This is a genomic window from Citrobacter sp. RHBSTW-00029, assembly GCF_014104295.1.
Taxonomy (GTDB): Bacteria; Pseudomonadota; Gammaproteobacteria; order Enterobacterales; family Enterobacteriaceae; genus Citrobacter; species Citrobacter youngae.
Genome location: NZ_JABXRT010000001.1, coordinates 3456122 through 3476728 on the forward strand (window position 1 = coordinate 3456122; position 20607 = coordinate 3476728).

Here is a 20607-nt window from a genome sequence, read left to right on the forward strand (position 1 = left end):
GGATTGTCCAACTCACTGCTCATTCCCGATTACGCATCTTAAAGCCCCTGATGCGCAATTAAGGGTTATCCCCATTGTTATGGTAAACTCCCGCAATCACTCTCCTGACAAGGTATATACTGTTCGATAATTGGTAGCGCTTACATGGGAATATTCGCGCGTACCGGCATCAACAAGAGGGATGTTAATGCCTGATTTTTTCTTGTTTATTAATGAAATACTCTGGGGTTCGGTGATGATCTACCTCCTGCTTGGTGCAGGATGTTGGTTCACCTGGCGTACCGGGTTCGTGCAGTTCCGCTACATTCGCCAGTTTGGCACAAGTCTTAAAAACAGCATTAGCCCGCAGCCGGGTGGCTTAACCTCGTTTCAGGCATTGTGCACCAGTCTTGCCGCACGTATTGGTAGCGGGAACCTGGCCGGCGTAGCGTTGGCGATCGCCGCTGGCGGCGCAGGGGCCGTCTTCTGGATGTGGGTTTCAGCAGTCATTGGTATGGCAACGTCATTCGCCGAGTGCTCACTCGCGCAACTGTATAAAGAACGCGATAGCAAAGGACAGTTCCGCGGTGGCCCTGCGTGGTATATGGCACGTGGGCTGGGCATGCGCTGGATGGGCGTACTCTTTGCCATCTTTTTACTTATTGCCTATGGACTGATTTTTAACAGCGTTCAGGCAAACTCTGTCTCCCGCGCATTGGCATTTGCGTTCGACATCCCTCCCCTCGCTTCCGGCATCGCTTTGGCGATACTGTCATTCCTGGTGATCATTGGCGGTATTAATGGTGTTGCCCGTCTGATGCAATGGTTTGTGCCGATGATGGCGCTGCTGTGGGTTGGATGTAGCATCATCATCTGCCTGTGGCATATCGGGCAGCTTCCCGACATTATCGTCACCATTATAAAAAGCGCCTTTGGCTGGCAGGAAGCCGCGGCGGGTGCGGCCGGATATACGCTAAGTCAGGCTATTGCCAACGGTTTTCAGCGCGGCATGTTTTCTAACGAAGCCGGAATGGGATCTACGCCGAATGCAGCCGCGTCGGCAGCCTCCTGGCCACCGCATCCTGCGGCACAAGGCATTGTGCAAATGATCGGTGTGTTAGGCGACACTCTCGTTGTCTGTACGGCCAGCGCCATGATTATTCTGTTGGCAGGCAATGGCGCCGGCTATGTGCCCATGGAAGGCATCCAGTTGCTGCAGAAGGCCATGGTCTCACTGACCGGCGAATGGGGGGCTGGGTTTGTCGCATTTATTGTGATTCTGTTTGCCTTTAGCTCAATTGTCGCCAACTACATCTATGCGGAAAACAATCTCGTCTTCCTGAAACTGGACAATATGCGTGTCATCTGGCTATTGCGCATCGCCACCGTTAGCACCGTTATCGGCGGAACATTAGTCAGCTTCCCGTTGGTCTGGCAGTTGGCCGATATCATTATGGCTTGTATGGCCATCACTAACCTGACGGCAATTCTGCTGCTTTCTCCGGTTGTCCATACCATCGCCAGCGACTATCTGCGCCAGCGCAAACTCGGTGTGCGCCCGGAATTTGATCCGCACCGTTATCCTGATATCAGACAACAGCTTGCACCGGATACATGGGATGAAACGCCGCGCAGCTAGCGCGGCAATCACAACCATCGATCAATTCTGTCGTTTTTTTTGCTAAAGTCGCAGTAAATCTCCTGCAAGGACTGGATATGCTGATTCTGATTTCACCTGCAAAAACGCTCGACTACCAAAGTCCGCTGGCAACGACACGCCATACGCTACCCGAACTGCTGGATCACTCTCAGCAGCTTATCCATGTGGCGCGCCAGCTCTCTGCGCCACAGATTGGTAAGCTGATGGGAATTAGCGACAAGCTGGCGGATTTGAATGCCACGCGTTTCCATGACTGGCAGCCTGACTTCACGCCGGACAATGCGCGCCAGGCCATTCTGGCGTTTAAGGGCGACGTGTATACCGGATTGCAGGCTGAAACCTTCAGCGAGGCGGATTTCGACTTCGCTCAGCAGCATTTACGCATGCTGTCCGGGCTGTATGGTGTTCTGCGCCCGCTGGATTTGATGCAACCCTACCGTCTGGAGATGGGCATTCGTCTGGCCAATGCGAAGGGTAAAGATCTCTATCAGTTCTGGGGAGATACCATCACCGATAAACTTAACGAAGCGCTGGGAGCACAAGGCGACAGCGTGGTGATTAACCTCGCCTCAGACGAGTATTTTAAATCCGTGAAGCCGAAAAAGCTGAACGCAGAACTGATTAAACCGGTATTCCTTGATGAGAAGAACGGCAAATTCAAAGTCATCAGCTTCTATGCCAAAAAAGCCCGCGGCCTGATGAGCCGCTACATCATTGAAAACCGCTTAACGCAGCCAGAACAGTTGACCGCTTTTAACAGCGAAGGCTATTTCTTTGATGAAGAAGCGTCAGGAAACGGCGAACTGGTGTTTAAACGCCACGAGCAATAATTTACATGCCGGATGACGGCTAACGCCTTATCCGGCCTGCAGGTTTTGTAGGCCCGCTAAGCAAAGCGCCAGCGGGCACCACCATTAACCGCGAGTCATCATCAGCTTACGCAGTTGCGCAAAATCAGCGGGCAGATGATGCGAAAGCAGCGGCAAGTCTGCACGTTCAGCCAGCTCTTTTGGTAGATCCAGCGTGACATTCAGAATCTGTTCAACGCTTTCTTTAAATTTCGCCGGATGTGCGGTGCCAAGGAACAGGCCATATTCGCCCGGATTCAACTGGTCACGCAGTGCACGATACGCCACCGCCGCATGCGGCTCTGAGGTGTAACCAATCTTCTGCAGTTCGCGCATGGTGTCCTGCGTCGTTGCATCATCAACGGCGGCATAACCCAGCTCATTCAGACGCCAAATTTTACGGCGGAACAGTTCTTCCACGCGCGGCCAGTTGTTCGGCTGGCTGACATCCATGGCATTCGATAACGTCGCCTGAGTCGCTTTCGGCGCCCACTCACCTTCAGCAAGGAAACGCGGAACCGTATCGTTGACGTTAGTTGCCGCAATAAAGCGCTTCACCGGTAAGCCCAGTGATTTCGCCAGCAGCCCGGCGGTCAAATCGCCAAAGTTACCGCTGGGAACGGAAATAACCAGCTGATTCCGCGCCTCTTGCGGCAGTTGAGCCACGGCTTCAAAGTAGTAGCAGATTTGCGCCAGCAGGCGACTGATGTTGATGGAGTTTGCGGAATTCAGCCCCAGAGCAGCCTTCAGCTCTTCATCATCAAACGCCTGTTTCACCAGCGCCTGGCAGGCATCAAAATCACCGTCGATGGCGACAGTTTCAATATTGCCGCCCAGCGTACAGAACAGTTTTTCCTGTAATGGGCTGATCTTGCCATTTGGGTAGAGGATCACCACACGCACATTTTTCAGGCCATAAAAAGCATGTGCAACTGCGGCCCCGGTGTCTCCGGATGTCGCAGTCAGGATTGTCACCGGTTTGTCGCCGCTGATGTGCGTTAGCATTTGCGCCATAAAGCGCCCGCCAAAGTCTTTAAACGCCAGTGTCGGACCATGGAACAGCTCCAGACAGCCGATATCACCTTCGACCTGAGCGACCGGTGCCGGGAAGGCAAACGCCGCACGCACGCGCTCCTCCAGGATCTCTTGTGGGATCTCCGTGCCAATAAATGCGGAAAGGATCTTAGCGCTGCGGCTGACGAAGTCCTGGTTCAGCATCTCATCCACTTCTGTCAGATTAAATTCCGGCAGCTCGTGTGGAAAAAACAATCCCTGATTCTTGCCAAGCCCTTGCGTGACGGCCTGCGCAAAGTTGACCTGTTCGTTGTGATCTTTCAGATTATAGAGTTTCATTGATTATCCCAGTACCCGTGCGCCCGCCGTGTCCAGCCGGCAAATATGAACAAAGCCTTCCTGATTTTGCAGGTAATTTTTACCCAGCCAGTCTGCTACGCGCTGTGCCGTATCCGGCTTATCGCATAAGGCGAACAGCGTCGGCCCCGAGCCGGAGATGCCGCTGGCCAGCGCGCCGATTTCCGCTACCGCCTGACGCGCCTGGCTAAAGCCAGGCAGCAAGCGGGTACGGTACGGCTCAGCAATGACGTCCTTCATCAGCTTCGCGGCAAGCCCAGGCTGACGGGAATAGCAGGCATGGATAAATCCAGCCAGATGTCGCCCGTGGGCAATACAGTCCTGACGACGATATTGCGCAGGTAAAATCGCCCGCGCTTCCGCTGTGGAAACTTTAATACCTGGATATGCCAGCACCCACAGCCACTCATCAAAGCCTGGCACCTGCTGGCTGATAATGCCGTTTTCTTCGATCATTAGCTGCATGCCGCCCAAAAAGCACGGGGCGACATTATCGTAGTGAATACTGCCGGAGATACGCCCTTCCAGTTCACCCATAATCGCCAACAGTCGCGTATCGTTGAGCGGTTTACCGCAGTACTCATTCATCGCGACCAGCGCCGCCACAACGGAACAGGCGCTGGAGCCTAACCCGGAGCCAATCGGCATATTTTTTTCCAGCGTCATCGCCACCGGAACGTTTTTACCCAACTCCTGACAGAAACGCTCCCAGCACTGGTAGACGATATTTTCTCGCGGCTCAGACGGCAGCTTGTTAGCAAAACGCCCGAGATTGTTCAGGCTGAACTGGTCAGCCGTCTCAACCGAGACCACGTCACCCAACAGTGAACCATCTACGGGGGTTACCGCCGCGCCAAGCACATCGAACCCGACGCTCATATTGGCACTGGAAGCCGGGGCATAAACTCTCACCATGTCAGACTCCTAACTTCCATGAAAGGGTGCGTAGCAGGTCGGCGAATACGCCCGCAGCCGTCACGTCGTTACCCGCACCATATCCACGCAGCACCAGCGGTAGCGGCTGATAATAGTGGCTGTAAAACGCCAGCGCGTTTTCACCGTTTTTCACTTTGAACAGCGGATCGTTGCCGTCTACTGCCTCTATTTTCACGCGACAGACGCCGTCTTCTTCAATATTGCCAACATAGCGCAATACTTTACCCTCATCACGGGCTTTCGCCACGCGCGCGGCAAACTCGTCATCCAGCTGCGGCAATTTCGTCATAAACGCGGAAACATCACCGGAATCATCAAACTCTTTTGGCAGGACCGGCTCAATAACAATGTCAGAAAGCTCCAGCTCACGACCGGTTTCACGGGCGAGGATCAGCAGCTTACGCGCTACGTCCATACCGGAAAGATCGTCACGCGGGTCAGGTTCGGTGTAACCCATCTCACGCGCCATGCTGGTGGCTTGCGAGAAGCTCATTCCTTCATCCAGCTTGCCGAAAATAAACGACAGCGAGCCGGAAAGAATACCGGAGAAACGCTGCAATTCATCACCTGCGCTGAGTAGATTTTGCAGGTTTTCAATAACCGGCAAGCCCGCGCCCACGTTGGTATCGTAGAGGAATTTACGCCGGGACTTCGCCGCTGCAAAACGCAGCTGATGGTAGTAATCCATCGACGAGGTGTTGGCCTTTTTGTTCGGCGTAACCACATGGAAGCCTTCGCGCAGGAAATCAGCATATTGATCCGCCACCGCCTGGCTTGACGTACAGTCGACGATCACCGGATTAAGCAGATGATATTCTTTTACCAGACGAATTAAGCGCCCAAGGTTGAATGGCTCTTTCGCGCTTTCCAGCTCCGCCTGCCAGTTTTCCAGATTCAAACCATGGACGTTGGTCAGCAGAGCCTTCGAATTCGCCACGCCGCACACGCGAAGGTCAATATGCTTCTTTTTAAGCCAGGTTTGCTGACGTTTAAGCTGATCCAGCAACGCACCGCCCACCCCGCCTACGCCAATGACAAAGACTTCAATCACCTGGTCGGTGTTGAACAGCATCTGATGGGTAACGCGTACGCCAGTGGTTGCATCGTCGTTATTCACCACCACCGAAATAGAACGCTCAGACGAGCCTTGCGCGATGGCCACGATATTGATGTTGGCGCGGGCCAGCGCAGCAAAGAATTTCGCCGAAATGCCGCGCAGCGTGCGCATGCCATCACCCACAACTGAGATGATAGCCAGACGCTCAGTCACCGCCAGCGGCTCCAGCAGGCCTTCTTTCAGTTCGAGATAGAATTCATCCTGCATCGCGCGTTGCGCACGCGCGCAGTCGCCCTGCGGAACGCAGAAGCTGATGCTGTATTCAGAAGAGGATTGCGTGATCAGCACCACCGAGATACCCGCACGCGACATCGCGGCAAAAACGCGCGCCGCCATGCCCACCATGCCTTTCATTCCCGGGCCGGAGACGCTAAACATCGCCATGTTATTAAGGTTAGAAATACCTTTCACCGGCAAATCGTCTTCATCACCGCTGGCGCCGATCAACGTGCCAGGCGCTTGTGGATTGCCGGTATTTTTAATCAGGCACGGGATCTGGAACTGAGCAATTGGGGTAATGGTGCGCGGATGCAGAACTTTGGCGCCGAAGTAAGAAAGCTCCATCGCTTCCTGATAAGACATCGACTTCAGCAATCGGGCGTCGGGTACCTGGCGCGGATCGCAAGTATATACGCCGTCAACATCGGTCCAGATCTCACAACAGTCCGCGCGTAAACAGGCGGCCAGTACGGCGGCAGAGTAGTCGGAGCCATTGCGCCCCAACACCACCAACTCACCTTTTTCATTCCCGGCAGTAAAGCCTGCCATCAAAATCATGTGGTCCGCAGGAATACGACTGGCGGCAATGCGGCGCGTAGATTCGGCGATATCAACGGTAGATTCGAGGTAATGGCCTACCGCCAGCAATTTCTCGACCGGATCGATAACGGTAACGTGGTGCCCGCGCGCCTCCAGCAGGCCAGCCATGATAGCGATCGACATTTTTTCGCCACGGCAAATAAGCGCGGCATTGATGCTGTCCGGGCACTGTCCCAGCAGGCTGATACCGTGCAGGACATGTTTAATTTGGGCAAATTCTTGTTCAACGAAGGCTTTGAGCGGAGCCAGCGGAAAACCCGGCTGCGCGGCGGCGAGACCAACCAAAAGCTCTGAGAAAATACGTTCGGCGTCACTGATATTGGCTAAAGCGTCCTGACCACCGATGGTCTTCTCAATCATCGCCACCAGATGGTTGGTAATTTTTGCGGGGGCAGAGAGCACGGTCGCGACCTGCCCCTGCCTGGCATTGCTTTCCAGAATATCGGCAACTCGCAGAAAGCGCTCTGCATTTGCCACTGATGTACCGCCGAACTTCAACACTCGCATGGTTTACCTCATTGCCTTTGGTCGAAAAAAAAGCCCGCACTGTTTAGGTGCGGGCTTTTTCTTGTGTTTCCTGTACGCGTCAGCCCGCACCGTTACCTGTGGTAATGGTGATGGTTGTTGTAATGGTGATGCTGATGCGTTTCATGATGTTGTGTGCTCTGTAATTATTTATGACCTGTCTTGTATTCTTTTAGGGTTAAAGTATCTGCTGACCTAAGTCAATAAATTTTTAAATTGATCACATTCCGAAACTTGTTCACGAGCGACTGCTTGCCCTTTTATTTTCAACCAATACAGCGTGCGCACCCCACTTGAAGTCAGAATCAAACACTAAAAAATATAACAAACAAGACATTTTATTTTGTAATATTTTTTTCGATATCATGTAAAAAACGGTGCAACATTGCCGTGTCTCGCTGCTCTAACAGACCCATTCGCTGTTGCAGCCAGTCCGTCAGCTTAATGTCGTCAGAAACGTTCAGCGTGGCTAATAAACGCAAAACACGTTCGCGCAATGCCTGTAGCTGATGCTCATCCGTCACCTCAATGTTTCTGGCCGGTTGTTGTATTAAACCTGCTAATTGATAGCAATACACCATCACCGCCTGCCCCAAATTGAGTGATGGATAGTCAGCCACCATAGGTACACCGGTGAGTACATCCGCCAGAGCCAATTCTTCGTTGGTCAACCCCGAATCTTCACGACCAAAAACCAGCGCGGCGTGATCCATCCACGTTGATTTTTCCTGCAACAGGGGAACCAATTCGACCGGCGTGGCGTAATAATGAAACTTCGCCCGGCTGCGCGCCGTGGTGGCGACGGTAAAATCCACGTCGTGAAGCGCCTCCGCTAATGTTGGGAAAACGTTAATATTATCAATAATATCACCCGAGCCATGCGCAACCCATCGCGTCGCAGGCGCCAGATGAGCCTCGCTATCAACGATCCGCATTTGTGTGAATCCCATGGTTTTCATAGCACGAGCTGCCGCGCCAATATTTTCGGCTCTGGCGGGAGCAACCAGAATAATTGTTAAACGCATTTTGATACTCTTTTTGACCGGCCTGCAGATAATTATGTGATGTGCATCAACATATTACGCAGCGCGAATTTACATATTTTTAACAGAAATCACTGAAAAAGCATTTTACATTCAGTAAAAAATGCTAAACTATTTCCTGCATGTACTATTGCTTTTTATGTTAACAGAAGTTGCATATCCTTCTGTTTATCCATGATAATTTGATTTAGAATGGTTCTCATAGATTGGATTCATTACATTTATTAATTAGCGCGTGCAACTAGTTGTAATATTGCAATTTTGTGATGAAAGCTATCATTTAGATACGTTGATTTCATCAAACTGTTAACGTGCTACAATTGAACTTGATATATGTCAACGAAGCGTAGTTTTATTGGGTGTCCGGTACGTCTTAGCCTGTTATGTTGCTGTTAAAATGGTTAGGATGACAGCCGTTTTTGACACTGTCGGGTCCAGAGGGAAAGTGCCCACGACCAAGCTAATGATGTTGTTGACGTTGATGGAAAGTGCATCAAGAACGCAATTACGTACTTTAGTCATGTTACGCCGATCATGTTAATTTACGACATGCATCAGGCAGGTCAGGGACTTTTGTACTTCCTGTTTCGATTTAGTTGGCAATTTAGGTAGCAAACATGCAGACCCCGCACATTCTTATCGTTGAAGACGAGTTAGTAACACGTAACACGTTGAAAAGCATTTTCGAAGCGGAAGGCTATGATGTATTCGAGGCGACAGATGGCGCGGAAATGCATCAGATCCTCTCTGAATATGACATCAACCTTGTGATTATGGATATCAATCTGCCAGGTAAAAATGGTCTTCTGTTAGCGCGTGAACTTCGCGAACAAGCTAACGTTGCACTGATGTTCCTGACGGGCCGTGATAACGAAGTCGATAAAATTCTCGGCCTCGAAATCGGCGCTGACGATTACATCACCAAGCCGTTTAACCCACGCGAACTGACTATCCGTGCTCGTAACCTGCTGTCCCGCACCATGAATCTGGGCACAGTGAGCGAAGAGCGTCGTAGCGTCGAAAGCTACAAGTTCAATGGTTGGGAGCTGGACATCAATAGCCGCTCTCTGATTGGCCCTGACGGCGAGCAGTATAAACTGCCACGTAGCGAATTCCGTGCCATGCTTCACTTCTGCGAGAATCCGGGCAAGATCCAGTCTCGCGCAGAACTGCTGAAAAAAATGACCGGCCGCGAACTGAAGCCGCATGACCGTACCGTTGACGTAACAATCCGCCGTATTCGTAAGCATTTCGAATCCACGCCGGATACACCAGAAATCATCGCTACCATTCACGGTGAAGGCTACCGTTTCTGCGGCGATCTGCAGGATTAATGTCATCCTGACTGGTATAAAAACGGCGCTTTATGCGCCGTTTTTCATTCTACTACGCCCCTATTTCCACAACCGTAATTCATCGTCCTCAGTTGCGTTCTCCTTTTTGGGCTTTGGCTGTGCAAGCCGGTGCCAGTCAAGATGACGCGTCAGGAACATCACCCCACAAAGCGCCAGTAACAGCACGCCCGTTCCCAGCAGTAACGCGCTGTCCTGCGAACGCAACAGTACCCACATCACGCCATCCAGTCCCAGCAATGCTGCGGTAAAAAACAGACTGTTACGCCATCCCTGTAGTATCGCCTGTAAATACACGCCGTTCATCAGCGCGCCTACCAGGCTTGCAGTAATCCACGCCGCAGTAAAACCCACATGCTCCGACAGCGCCAACAACAGCAAATAGAACATCACCAGTGATAATCCCACCAACAGATATTGCATCGGGTGCAGACGCAGACTGGTCATACTCTCGAGCACAAAGAAAGACATGAAAGTCAGTGTAATCAATAAAATGGCATACTTTGTCGCCCGATCTGTCAGTTGATACTGATCCGCAGGCGTAGCCACAGCGACGCTAAACGCAGGCATGCCCTGCCAGCCAATCTTCTCATCGCCGAAGCGTTCTCCCAGATTATTCGCGAACCAGCTACTTTGCCATTGCGCCTTAAACCCTGACTCACTGATTTCACGCTTAGCCGGAAGAAAATCGCCGAGAAAGTTAGGGTGTGGCCAGTTGCTGGTCACAGTCATTTCGCTATTACGACCAACCGGGACGACAGAAAAATCACCGGTTCCACTCAGATTAAGCGACAACACGACACTGAGATTTTTTTCCGCCCAGCCGGCATCCGGTAGCGGAATGTGGATCCCCTGAGCACGGCCATCCAGCCCAGTACCGGGTTCGACCGCCAGCGATGTTCCATTAATCTGCGAAGCCTTCACGACGCCAATCCCGCGCGCGTCGCCCACGCCAACCACAATAAACGGTTTACCGACGCTGACATTGGGATGGTTTAAATCGCTCAGCCGTTCGGCGTTAAACTCAGCCTTCACCGATAAATCGTTGTGCCAAACCTGTCCTTCATAAATACCTATCTTCCGCGCTTCAACGTTCTGGTTACCCTCAACAACCAGCGATTCCGGCAACCAGAAGTGGATGTAGCTGCGCTTTCGCTGGATCTGTTTGTCACCTTCCAGCTCGGTATACAGTTCCGTCACCGGGACGGCAATCAGCGGGCCTACCACCTTTTGCGGCCCACTGGTGCTCTGTCGAATAGCATCTTCTACCTCACTACGGTAGTCCGACCGCTCAACAATAATCTGCCTGATCATCGTCAGTGGAATTAACAGCAGCAGCATAGCGCCACCTAAGGTGACTATTTTCCAAAACAGGGGGGATTTAAACATAGCGTTCTCCTTTACGATATCAGCAAGGTAGAACAGCTATGTGCGGGGAATTTGAAGTTATGTGAAGTGACGGTGAAGTGTAAACGAGGCCTGCGCCCCGCCTTCTGGTCGGTTGCATAACGTCACGTCACCTCGATGCAATCGCGCAACCTCACTGACAAACGCCAGCCCCAGCCCACTACTCTTATGCCCATTCTCACGGGGCAGCGAGTAGAAGCGTTCAAAAATACGCGGCAACGCAAAGTCAGGTATGCCACTACCGTTATCACTGACCTGTATTGTGACGCGGTCCTCCTGCGAATGCGCGCTCAATACAATTGTTCCGTTCTCCAGCGTAAAGTCGATGGCGTTATCCAGCAGATTACCCAACGCTTGCTCCAACAGTGCGGCATCGGCGGCAACCGTCAGCGATGAAGGTACAACGGTAAGCGTGATGTTTTTAGCCGCCAGTTGCACACTACGCGCCTCTTTAAGCTGGGTAAAAAGCGCATCTACCGCCACCGGCGTCAACGTAATGTCCTGTCGATTCTCCAGTCGTGCCTGGCGTAGCAAAGTTTCGACCAGCGCCTGCATGCGCGCATTCTGCGTCAGAATATTATCGGTGAAACGCGCAACCACGTTCGGCGGCGGCCCTTCGCGCAAAATCTCAGCCGCGCCGCGGATCGCCGCCAACGGGCTTTTTAACTCATGCGTCAACGCATAGACGTACTGCTCAATATAATTCTTGCCCTCCAGCTTCAGACGCATACTTTCCAGCGCCTGCGCCAACTTGCGTAGCTCACTGCTACCAAGATCAGGAAGCGCAACGGGGCGATCCTCAGTGACAGAATCAGCATAGCGTGCCAGCCGCGCGATAGACCGGTTTATCCACCATACCATCCCAAAGCCAATCACTAAGGCGATCCCCAGTAACACGGCGCTGGCCCACAGCATCCGCCGTTCACTGCGTTTAATCACTGGCGTCATTGCCGCATTCGGTTTACCAACGCTCAGCACCCCGATAATACGTCCGCCGTCAACAATCGGTGCGGCAACATACATCACCGAACTTTCCGGATCGGCCATGTTCTGTGGCGTACTTCGTGCGCCATACTGCCCACGCAGCGTTAACCATACGTCGTTCCAGCGAGAATAATCTTCGCCGACGGCCTGGTTGGCGGAATCAAATACCACCTTGCCCTGCGCGTCCGTCATGTAGACGTGATACTCATTGCGCACTTTGTTAATGCCACTGATATTGGCGCGAAAAGGACGATCGTGCAGTTGCGAAAAGGCCTGTGCCAGCCTGCCGTTGGCGGGAGAGTCAGAGAGCAAGTCATCACGTGCCAGCGCGGCCAGCAGCGTGGCGGTATCAATTAAAGTGCCTTCGGTCGCCCGGCGCACGCCTGGCTTAATTTCCTGCACAAAGATAGACAGAACGAACCAGGCGGCGACGGCAACAATCAGAAAATAGCCGAGCAGCAAACGCATGCCAATGCGCATCAGACGCTCCTCAAGCTGTATCCCATACCGCGATGCGTATTGATGGGGGAAAGCTCGGGGCTGATGGCCCGCAGCTTGGCGCGCAACGTTTTGATGTGGGTATCAACCGTTCGGTCAAAGGTATCCTGGGCATCGGCCCAGACTAAATCCATTAACTGTTGGCGTGAGTAGACGCGTCCCGGCGACAACAGTAATGTCTTCAGCAACAAGAATTCATAGCGCGTCAGATTTAACGGCATCCCAAACCAGGTAATCTGTGCGGCAAGTTCATTGAGCTCAAAATCCCCACAGCGCGTCGCCGGTGAAGGCGTGGAGAATTTTCTCACCCGCCGCAGCAATGTACGCACGCGGGCGCACACTTCACGCGGAGAGAAGGGTTTCGCCACATAATCATCCGCACCAATTTCCAGCCCCAGCAGGCGATCGACTTCATCGCTACGCGCAGTCAGAAAGAGGATCGGTAATGCCGGATGGCGTTCCAGCAAGCGTCGGCACAGTTCAAAACCACTGATATCCGGGAGTCCGACATCCAGAATGATCGCATCCGGACATCTCTGGCGTGATTTTTCCAGCACGGGCAATCCACGCTCAAAAGCTTCAACGCTAAAACCTTCCTGCTGCAGCATGTAGATAAGCGTATCCGCAATCCCCTGCTCGTCCTCAACCAACCAGATCAGCGCCTGTTGCATTTTGCCTGCCTGTTATCGCTGCCACGGCATGATAGGTACCGCGCTGATAGCATTTTTGGGCGATCCATCAACCACCTTATCTGAATAGGCCAGATAGGCCAGCGCATTACGTTTTGCATCATAAAAACGCACGACCTGTAAGGATTTAAACACCAGCGATGTACGTTTCTTAAAGACCACCTCGCCCTGGGCTTTGCCGTTTTTAATTCTGTCGCTCAGCTCCACCGGCCCCACCTGCTGACAGGAGATAGCCGCGTCGGAAGTATCTTCAGCCAAACCCAGTCCACCTTTAATTCCACCGGTTTTGGCGCGGCTAACGTAGCAGGTCACATTGGTGACATCAGGATCATCAAATGCCTCGACCACAATTTTATGATCCGGTCCAAACATTTTGAACACGGTATCGACAGATCCAATCTGCTCCGCATGGGCAACCTGCGCCATCATCAGCAGAATTGAGGAAATGACTAAGCTCTTATATTTCATATTGTTACCATTTTTAAAAGTTACTCTGTGCAATTATTCGACATTCTAAGATAAAACGTATATAGATCACAGGATTACAATAATCACGCTTTCGTATGTCCGAAAAAAGCATTTATGAGCAAAAAAAACACTGAATGCTAAAACAGCAAAAAATGCTATTATCCTCATACCTGACGTCAGGTACTCGTTGTTGAAAGGATGAGGATATTTTATGGATCAGGCTGGCATTATTCGCGACCTCTTAATCTGGCTGGAAGGCCATCTGGATCAGCCTTTGTCGCTTGACAATGTGGCGGCAAAAGCAGGCTATTCCAAGTGGCATCTGCAGAGAATGTTCAAGGACGTGACGGGCCATGCTATTGGCGCCTATATCCGCGCCCGCCGTTTATCGAAGTCCGCAGTGGCGCTACGCCTGACTGCGCGTCCGATTCTGGACATCGCCCTGCAGTATCGCTTTGACTCTCAACAAACCTTTACCCGCGCGTTCAAGAAACAGTTTTCTCAGACGCCTGCGCTGTATCGTCGTTCGCCGGAATGGAGCGCTTTCGGTATTCGCCCGCCGATGCGACTGGGTGAATTTGCGATGCCTGCGCATGAGTTTGTCACGCTTGAAGATACGCAACTGCTTGGCACTACGCAAAGCTATTCCTGCTCGCTGGAACAGATTTCAGATTTCCGTCATGAAATGCGGATCCAGTTCTGGCGCGACTTCCTTGCTCATGCTCCTGCAATCCCGCAGGTTCTGTACGGACTCAATGAAACACGCCCCAGCATTGAGAAAGATGACGAACAGGAAGTGTTTTATACCACCGCGCTCACACCAGAGCAGGCCAACGGATACGTGCAGTCGGCGCAACCCATCCTGTTACAGGGCGGCGAATATGTGATGTTTACCTATGAGGGTCTGGGGACGGGCGTGCAGGAGTTTATCCTGACGGTTTACGGCACCTGCATGCCGATGCTGAACCTGACGCGCCGTAAAGGGCAGGATATCGAGCGATACTACCCGGCAGAAGATGCCAAAGCGGGAGATCGCCCTATTAACCTGCGCTGCGAATTCCTGATTCCGATTCGCCGCTAGCGCTGCAGTTCATCCAACGCAGGGGCGTCCAGATGAGAGATGTCCCCTGCCGTTTCAACTACCCATCCCGGTGCCAGCCATAAACTTTCCTGGTAATCGACACGAGAAATAGAGCAGTTGCGCAGACGCAGGCGACGTTCAGCCCATGCCGGTAATCCCAGAATCGTACTCACCAGGCAACCCAGCGCGATACCATGACTGACCAGCAGCGGTCGACTCCCCGGCGGCAGTTCCAGACAGGATGCCAGCGCCGCGTTAACGCGATCGCTCAGTTCCTGCATCGATTCCCCTTCAGGAATACGGCCATCCACCGTACCGTTCACCAACTGACGACGCCAGCCCTCTTCCTCCGGCGTCAGCGTATCAATATGACGTTGCTCCAGCACGCCCATATTCAGTTCACGCAGACGTGAGTCATAGGTGATATCACAGCCGCAGGCCTGGGCGATGATTTCTGCGGTGCGTCGTGTACGACCTAAATCGCTACTGATGACATGCGTAATACCAAACGAGCGGGCGCGTTCACCCACCTGCATGGCTTGCTGCTCACCTTTAGCGGTCAGTGGGCTGTCTGACTGGCCTTGAATACGTCGCTCGGCGTTCCACTGCGTTTCGCCATGGCGAACAAGGTATACCTGTAACATGCTTTTTTTCCGTTATATACTCGTCATACTTTGAGTAACAGATGCGTTGGTTTCGCTCGCTCACCCCAGTCACATAGTTATCTATGTTCCTGAGGATTCCCTTGCTTACCGCCTTTCTGTTACTCAAATTATTTAGAGTAGACTCTGCGATGAATTTTCAAACTGAGCTTAATTATGCACAAGGTTATCTCTGCGACCACCAATCCTGCCAAAATTCAGGCAATTCTGCGGGCATTTGAAGAGATTTTCGGGGAAGGATCCTGCCATATTGAACCCGTCGCCGTCGAGAGTGGCGTGCCGGAACAACCTTTCGGAAACCAGGAAACGCGCACTGGCGCACGAAATCGCGTTGATAACGCTCGCCGCCAGCACCCGCAGGCTGATTTCTGGGTCGCCATTGAAGCAGGAATTGACGATGACGCCACCTTCAGTTGGGTGGTGATTGATAACGGCAACCAGCGCGGTGAAGCCCGTTCAGCCACGCTGCCATTGCCTGCTGTCATTCTCGACAGAGTCCGCAAAGGTGAAGCACTCGGCCCGGTGATGTCGGACTATACAGGTATTGATGAGATTGGCCGTAAAGAGGGCGCAATCGGCGTCTTTACCGCGGGTAAGCTGACGCGCTCGAGCGTTTACCACCAGGCGGTGATTCTGGCGCTCAGCCCGTTTCATAACGCGGTGTATTTATAGCATTGTGCCGGATGTTCAATCGTAGGCCGGATAAGGCAAAGCCACATCCGGCGGATCAATTTTTCCCGAGCAACACCTGCTCCAGCCACTGACGCAGATCCACCGGCGCGGATTTGAGGCTGTTCGACCCTCGCGTAATAGTAGCAATCCCCGCCCCAAGCTCGTTTTTAAGCTCACGCTGGCTCATCTCACCGCGCAGCAGCTCTTCAATGATACGCACACGCGTGCCCAACGCTTCACGCTCATCCGGCGTTAACATCAAGTTGAGCAGCGGCAGGTGTAAGTCTTGTTCGTAGGCGTGTTTAAGCAGATCGACAAAACGTAACCACTCCTGGTGACGCTGTTCTGCCATCTCTGCTGAATAGGGTGATTGCTGAGTCATAAGTTATCGCCATCGTTGCGGGGGAAGCGTGCTTGCTTCCCCCTTTGTACTCTTTAACGAGTACGATAGCATAACACAACCGACGCGATCAGTAACGACGTTGCCATTCTGCGTCGCTCATCAACTCCGGTTTATCGCCGAGGAAATAGCGATAGTACGCATCGTATGCCAGCACGTTCTTCACATATCCTCGCGTCTCTGAGAATGGAATGCTCTCGACAAACGCGACGGCATCAATGCGGCCAGCGCTATTGCCAAGCCAGGTGCGAACGCGCCCCGGACCGGCATTATAGGCTGCTGACGCAAAGATGCGGTTATTGCCAAATTGCTGATACACGTACTGCAAATAGCTGGTTCCGATGTTGATGTTGGTATCAGGATCCAATAGCTGGCTCGGACTGCTGTAACCCGGAATCGAGAACATTTTCACCGTATGCGTCGCCGTACCCGGCATAATCTGCATCAGCCCACTGGCGCCAACCGGTGATTTCACTTTCGGGTTCCAGGCGCTTTCCTGACGCGCTATCGCCATCGCATAGCTTGGCTGAATATCCTTGCCGCTGGTGTAACGGGTAAAAAGATCTTTATAGGCCAACGGGAATCGCTCTTCCAGATGATCCCACAGCTTACCGGCGATCGTGGCCTGAACGCTCAGATCCCACCAGTGATTGTTGAACGCGTAACGCGCCAGTTGTGCCTGTTCAGACTTGGTACGGCTGGTGACCAAATTCGCCCATTCACTGCGCGCGGTATTATCCATGTTCCAGTACATTAGCTCGCGTACGCGTGCCATTTCCGGGCCCTGAATCAGCGCAGAATCAACGTTCGCTGGTGCTTTATCCACTTTCAGCTCGTACTCTTCGCCCAGGCGCTGTGCCGCCACCATCGGATAGAAACCGCGCTGCTGCATGAGTTGGTGCAGGATCTCTTTGGCTTCCGCATCGCGTCCGCGCTCCAGCAGCAGATCCGCTTGCCAGTAGCGCCACTCATCTTTTTCTTTGGCTTCCATTGGCAGACGCGCCAGCCAGGTATTCAGGCCACGGCGATCGCCGGTTCCCAGCGCCATGCGCACCCGGCGCTCCACAAGCGAGGTGGAGTTGGAGCGCATAATCGCATCATCACGCCATTTGGCCTGCTCGTCGGAAACGTCATTACCCATCAGGCGCCAGGCAACAATATCGCGCAGATCCTGGGTTTGCTCGTCATTCAGCTGCTGCGCTTGCACCAGCGAGGGGATCATCAGGCGGGCGTTTTCCACATCCTGGCGCGCCACGCTGGCAAAAGCCACCGCCGCCATCTGGCGCGTAAAATCTGTTGCTCCAGTTGTCCGCGCAAAGGTCATCACCGAATTAGGATCGTTGGCCAGCGCGATGATCGCTGAAGCAATGGTTTGGTATTGCGCGGGCATCTGTCCGGCCAACGCCGTGACCAGTCCGGTATTCCCGGCTTTCATCGCCAGACGAATACGTTCCAGATACGCCAGCGGATCCTGAGTGCCTGAGGCACGCCATACGCCGAATAATTTGTCACAGGCGTTCGGCTGACTTTTTCCGCTCAACCACAGTTCTTTTGCGCCCTGCCAGGCTTCTTCAGTGTGTCCGGTGCTCCATTTCGCATAGTAGTAGTTACATTGCGCTTCGGTGGTGCCCGGTTTTTCCGGACTGAACGCCAGCAGCCCACGCCAGTCTTCGCGGCGCGCCAGTTCGTTCACAAAACGCGATTGCAGCGTACGCGCCGGGGGCAGCGTCGGGTTGGCGCGCACAAAATTGGTGACGGTAATGGTGGGCTGATTCATCAGATCGTCAGTGATCTGGCGATATTCCAGATAAGGATACAGAGGATAGTTCTTCAGCCCGGGCATCATCTGCTCTACGACGTCCATTTGTCGGTTATCCCAGGCTTGCTTAATTTGCGCATAGCGATTGCGCTGCTCATCCAGGGAATCGGCTCGCGCCACTTGACTGACCGTCAGCAGACATACGCTTGCCGCCAGCAGGCGCCAGGTAAATTGTTTGGCTTTGTCCACAAGCTCTTCCTCTTGTCGTTTACGTCTGTGCAGCATCATGCCGCTTAATTCATTCATGCTAACCAGACATTGCAGAATGCGCCACGTCACGGACACTTTTTTACTTTTGTTGCGAGTGAGATCTGCTGGCTGGGATTGGGCAATGAAAAAGGCTACACTTCGCCTTTGATAACTATTTACCAATAATTAGCCCTAAATAATTCAAGTTGCAGCAAGGCGGCGAGGGAGTGAATCCCCTGAGCGTACAAAAGTACGTGACTGGGGTGAACGAACACAGCCAACGCATCTGCGGCTTGAAGTATGACGGGATAAACATTAGAGGCGAGTCCAACGTGGCCCAATTCGTTTATACCATGCATCGTGTCGGCAAAGTCGTTCCGCCGAAACGTCATATTCTTAAAAACATCTCACTGAGCTTCTTCCCTGGCGCCAAAATCGGTGTACTCGGTCTGAACGGCGCGGGTAAATCTACCCTGCTGCGCATCATGGCCGGCATTGATACCGATATCGAAGGCGAAGCTCGCCCACAGCCTGGCATTAAAATCGGTTACCTGCCGCAGGAACCGAAACTAAACCCGGAACATACCGTTCGCGAATCCGTTGAAGAAGCGGTTGCCGAAGTGGTTAACGCGCTGAAAGGTCTGGATGAAGTGTACGCCAAGTACGCCGAACCGGACGCTGACTTCGATAAGCTGGCCGCGCAACAGGGCAAGTTTGAAGAGATCATTCAGGCGCACGACGGTCATAACCTGAACGTGCAGCTTGAGCGTGCCGCTGATGCCCTGCGTCTGCCGGACTGGGATGCCAAAATTGAGAAGCTTTCCGGTGGTGAACGCCGCCGCGTCGCGCTGTGCCGCCTGCTGCTGGAAAAACCAGACATGCTGCTGCTCGACGAACCGACTAACCACCTGGACGCCGAATCCGTGGCGTGGCTGGAACGCTTCCTGCATGACTTCGAAGGCACCGTGGTGGCCATTACCCACGACCGTTACTTCCTCGACAACGTAGCGGGTTGGATTCTGGAGCTTGACCGCGGTGAAGGTATTCCGTGGGAAGGCAACTACTCCTCCTGGCTGGAGCAGAAAGATCAGCGTCTGGCCCAGGAGGCCTCTCAGGAAGCGGCTCGCCGTAAATCCATTGAGAAAGAGCTGGAGTGGGTACGCCAGGGCGCGAAAGGCCGCCAGTCTAAGGGCAAAGCCCGTCTGGCGCGCTTTGAAGAACTCAACAATACCGAATACCAGAAACGTAACGAAACCAACGAACTGTTTATTCCACCAGGACCTCGTCTGGGCGATAAAGTCGTTGAAGTCACCAATCTGCGTAAATCCTACGGCGATCGCGTACTGATTGACGATTTGAGCTTCTCGGTACCGAAAGGCGCTATTGTCGGTATCATTGGCCCGAACGGTGCAGGTAAATCCACCCTGTTCCGCATGATGTCCGGTCAGGAACAGCCTGATAGCGGCACCATTGAGCTGGGTGAAACCGTGAAGCTGGCGTCCGTTGACCAGTTCCGTGATGCCATGGACAACAGCAAAACCGTGTGGGAAGAAGTGTCCGGCGGGCTGGATATCATGAAGATCGGCAACACCGAGATGCCAAGCCGCGCCTACGTAGGCCGCTTTAACTTCAAAGGGGTGGATCAGGGCAAACGCGTCGGCGAATTGTCCGGCGGTGAGCGTGGTCGTCTGCACCTGGCGAAGCTGCTGCAGGTTGGCGGTAATATGCTGCTGCTCGATGAACCAACCAACGACCTGGATATCGAAACCCTGCGCGCGCTGGAAAACGCCCTTCTGGAGTTCCCGGGTTGCGCGATGGTTATCTCGCACGACCGTTGGTTCCTTGACCGTATCGCGACCCACATTCTGGATTACCAGGATGAGGGTAAGGTTGAGTTCTTCGAAGGTAACTTTACCGAATACGAAGAGTACAAGAAACGCACGCTGGGCGCAGATGCGCTGGAGCCGAAGCGTATTAAGTACAAGCGTATTGCTAAGTAATTACCGTTAAGCGCCGGATGGCGGCGTGACGCCTTATCTGGCCTACGAGGTTAGTGCGACTTGTAGGCCGGATAAGCGCAGCGCCATC

General features: G+C 53.0%; 19 protein-coding genes and 1 other annotated feature. Of the genes, 6 read left to right on the plus strand and 13 right to left on the minus strand.

Annotated features, from left to right (window positions below; all coding sequences use genetic code 11):
- The first annotated feature begins 187 nt into the window (after nt 1–187).
- Nucleotides 188–1618, plus strand: a complete 1431-nt coding sequence (locus HV041_RS16785) for a sodium:alanine symporter family protein (protein ID WP_101741343.1) — start codon at nt 188–190, stop codon at nt 1616–1618.
- A gap of 77 nt (nt 1619–1695) precedes the next feature.
- Entirely contained in the window at nt 1696–2469 is a 774-nt protein-coding gene (gene yaaA / locus HV041_RS16790) for a peroxide stress protein YaaA (RefSeq protein ID WP_048212754.1), read from the plus strand.
- Between the two features lie 84 nt (nt 2470–2553).
- Here yaaA and thrC read toward each other — a convergent pair whose 3' ends face one another.
- The 6 genes from thrC to yjjY form a co-directional block, all read right to left on the minus strand.
- Complete coding sequence (thrC, locus tag HV041_RS16795) at nt 2554–3840, minus strand: threonine synthase (RefSeq protein WP_048212755.1); 1287 nt, start codon at nt 3838–3840, stop codon at nt 2554–2556.
- Nucleotides 3841–3843: 3 nt separating this feature from the next.
- Nucleotides 3844–4773 carry a homoserine kinase gene (gene thrB / locus HV041_RS16800; protein WP_048212756.1) on the minus strand — a complete coding sequence of 310 codons (930 nt, stop codon included), beginning with the start codon at nt 4771–4773 and terminating at the stop codon, nt 3844–3846.
- 1 nt (nt 4774) lies between these two features.
- Nucleotides 4775–7237: a bifunctional aspartate kinase/homoserine dehydrogenase I gene (thrA, locus tag HV041_RS16805; protein WP_061067202.1), complete on the minus strand. Its 2463-nt coding sequence runs from the start codon at nt 7235–7237 to the stop codon at nt 4775–4777.
- Between the two features lie 23 nt (nt 7238–7260).
- Nucleotides 7261–7387 (minus strand) — a sequence feature (Thr leader region).
- The gene (gene thrL / locus HV041_RS16810; RefSeq protein WP_032337689.1) at nt 7317–7382 is read right to left on the minus strand and encodes a thr operon leader peptide; all 66 of its coding nucleotides are present in this window, start codon (nt 7380–7382) and stop codon (nt 7317–7319) included. Its footprint overlaps the feature before it by 66 nt.
- A 206-nt stretch (nt 7388–7593) precedes the next feature.
- Nucleotides 7594–8280, minus strand: coding sequence for a tRNA/rRNA methyltransferase (locus HV041_RS16815; RefSeq protein WP_048212758.1), 687 nt, complete (start codon nt 8278–8280; stop codon nt 7594–7596).
- A gap of 399 nt (nt 8281–8679) precedes the next feature.
- On the minus strand, nt 8680–8820 hold the full coding sequence (gene yjjY, locus HV041_RS16820) for a protein YjjY (protein ID WP_001541509.1): 141 nt from the start codon (nt 8818–8820) through the stop codon (nt 8680–8682).
- Nucleotides 8821–8915: 95 nt separating this feature from the next.
- On the opposite strand from yjjY, the gene arcA reads away from it, so the two are divergent.
- Entirely contained in the window at nt 8916–9632 is a 717-nt protein-coding gene (gene arcA / locus HV041_RS16825; protein ID WP_001194359.1) for a two-component system response regulator ArcA, read from the plus strand.
- 60 nt (nt 9633–9692) lie between these two features.
- Here arcA and creD read toward each other — a convergent pair whose 3' ends face one another.
- Genes creD through creA form a run of 4 tightly spaced genes read right to left on the minus strand, consistent with a single transcriptional unit; the run spans nt 9693 to nt 13696 of the window.
- Nucleotides 9693–11039: a cell envelope integrity protein CreD gene (gene creD, locus HV041_RS16830; protein WP_061067200.1), complete on the minus strand. Its 1347-nt coding sequence runs from the start codon at nt 11037–11039 to the stop codon at nt 9693–9695.
- Nucleotides 11040–11096: 57 nt separating this feature from the next.
- Nucleotides 11097–12521 (minus strand): two-component system sensor histidine kinase CreC, encoded by a 1425-nt coding sequence (gene creC / locus HV041_RS16835; RefSeq protein ID WP_165712604.1) that lies wholly within the window; start codon nt 12519–12521, stop codon nt 11097–11099.
- Nucleotides 12521–13210: a two-component system response regulator CreB gene (creB, locus tag HV041_RS16840; RefSeq protein WP_121585458.1), complete on the minus strand. Its 690-nt coding sequence runs from the start codon at nt 13208–13210 to the stop codon at nt 12521–12523. Before creB ends, creC begins: the two co-directional genes overlap by 1 nt.
- A gap of 12 nt (nt 13211–13222) precedes the next feature.
- The gene (creA, locus tag HV041_RS16845; RefSeq protein ID WP_048212762.1) at nt 13223–13696 is read right to left on the minus strand and encodes a protein CreA; all 474 of its coding nucleotides are present in this window, start codon (nt 13694–13696) and stop codon (nt 13223–13225) included.
- A 211-nt stretch (nt 13697–13907) separates the two neighbouring features.
- Here creA and robA point away from each other — a divergent pair, with 211 nt between their 5' ends.
- Nucleotides 13908–14777: an MDR efflux pump AcrAB transcriptional activator RobA gene (gene robA, locus HV041_RS16850; protein ID WP_121585457.1), complete on the plus strand. Its 870-nt coding sequence runs from the start codon at nt 13908–13910 to the stop codon at nt 14775–14777.
- Here robA and gpmB read toward each other — a convergent pair.
- On the minus strand, nt 14774–15421 hold the full coding sequence (gpmB, locus tag HV041_RS16855) for a 2,3-diphosphoglycerate-dependent phosphoglycerate mutase GpmB (RefSeq protein WP_005123948.1): 648 nt from the start codon (nt 15419–15421) through the stop codon (nt 14774–14776). The genes robA and gpmB overlap by 4 nt on opposite strands.
- A gap of 174 nt (nt 15422–15595) precedes the next feature.
- Here gpmB and yjjX point away from each other — a divergent pair, with 174 nt between their 5' ends.
- Nucleotides 15596–16111 carry an inosine/xanthosine triphosphatase gene (gene yjjX, locus HV041_RS16860; RefSeq protein ID WP_101741338.1) on the plus strand — a complete coding sequence of 172 codons (516 nt, stop codon included), beginning with the start codon at nt 15596–15598 and terminating at the stop codon, nt 16109–16111.
- Nucleotides 16112–16166: 55 nt separating this feature from the next.
- Here yjjX and trpR read toward each other — a convergent pair whose 3' ends face one another.
- Together trpR and sltY are read right to left on the minus strand one after the other, a co-directional pair.
- Complete coding sequence (gene trpR / locus HV041_RS16865) at nt 16167–16493, minus strand: trp operon repressor (protein WP_003837292.1); 327 nt, start codon at nt 16491–16493, stop codon at nt 16167–16169.
- A gap of 88 nt (nt 16494–16581) precedes the next feature.
- Nucleotides 16582–18519: a murein transglycosylase gene (gene sltY, locus HV041_RS16870; protein WP_121585525.1), complete on the minus strand. Its 1938-nt coding sequence runs from the start codon at nt 18517–18519 to the stop codon at nt 16582–16584.
- Between the two features lie 332 nt (nt 18520–18851).
- Between sltY and ettA the strand changes: the two genes are divergently transcribed.
- The gene (gene ettA, locus HV041_RS16875; protein ID WP_061067197.1) at nt 18852–20519 is read left to right on the plus strand and encodes an energy-dependent translational throttle protein EttA; all 1668 of its coding nucleotides are present in this window, start codon (nt 18852–18854) and stop codon (nt 20517–20519) included.
- Nucleotides 20520–20607: the final 88 nt, after the last annotated feature.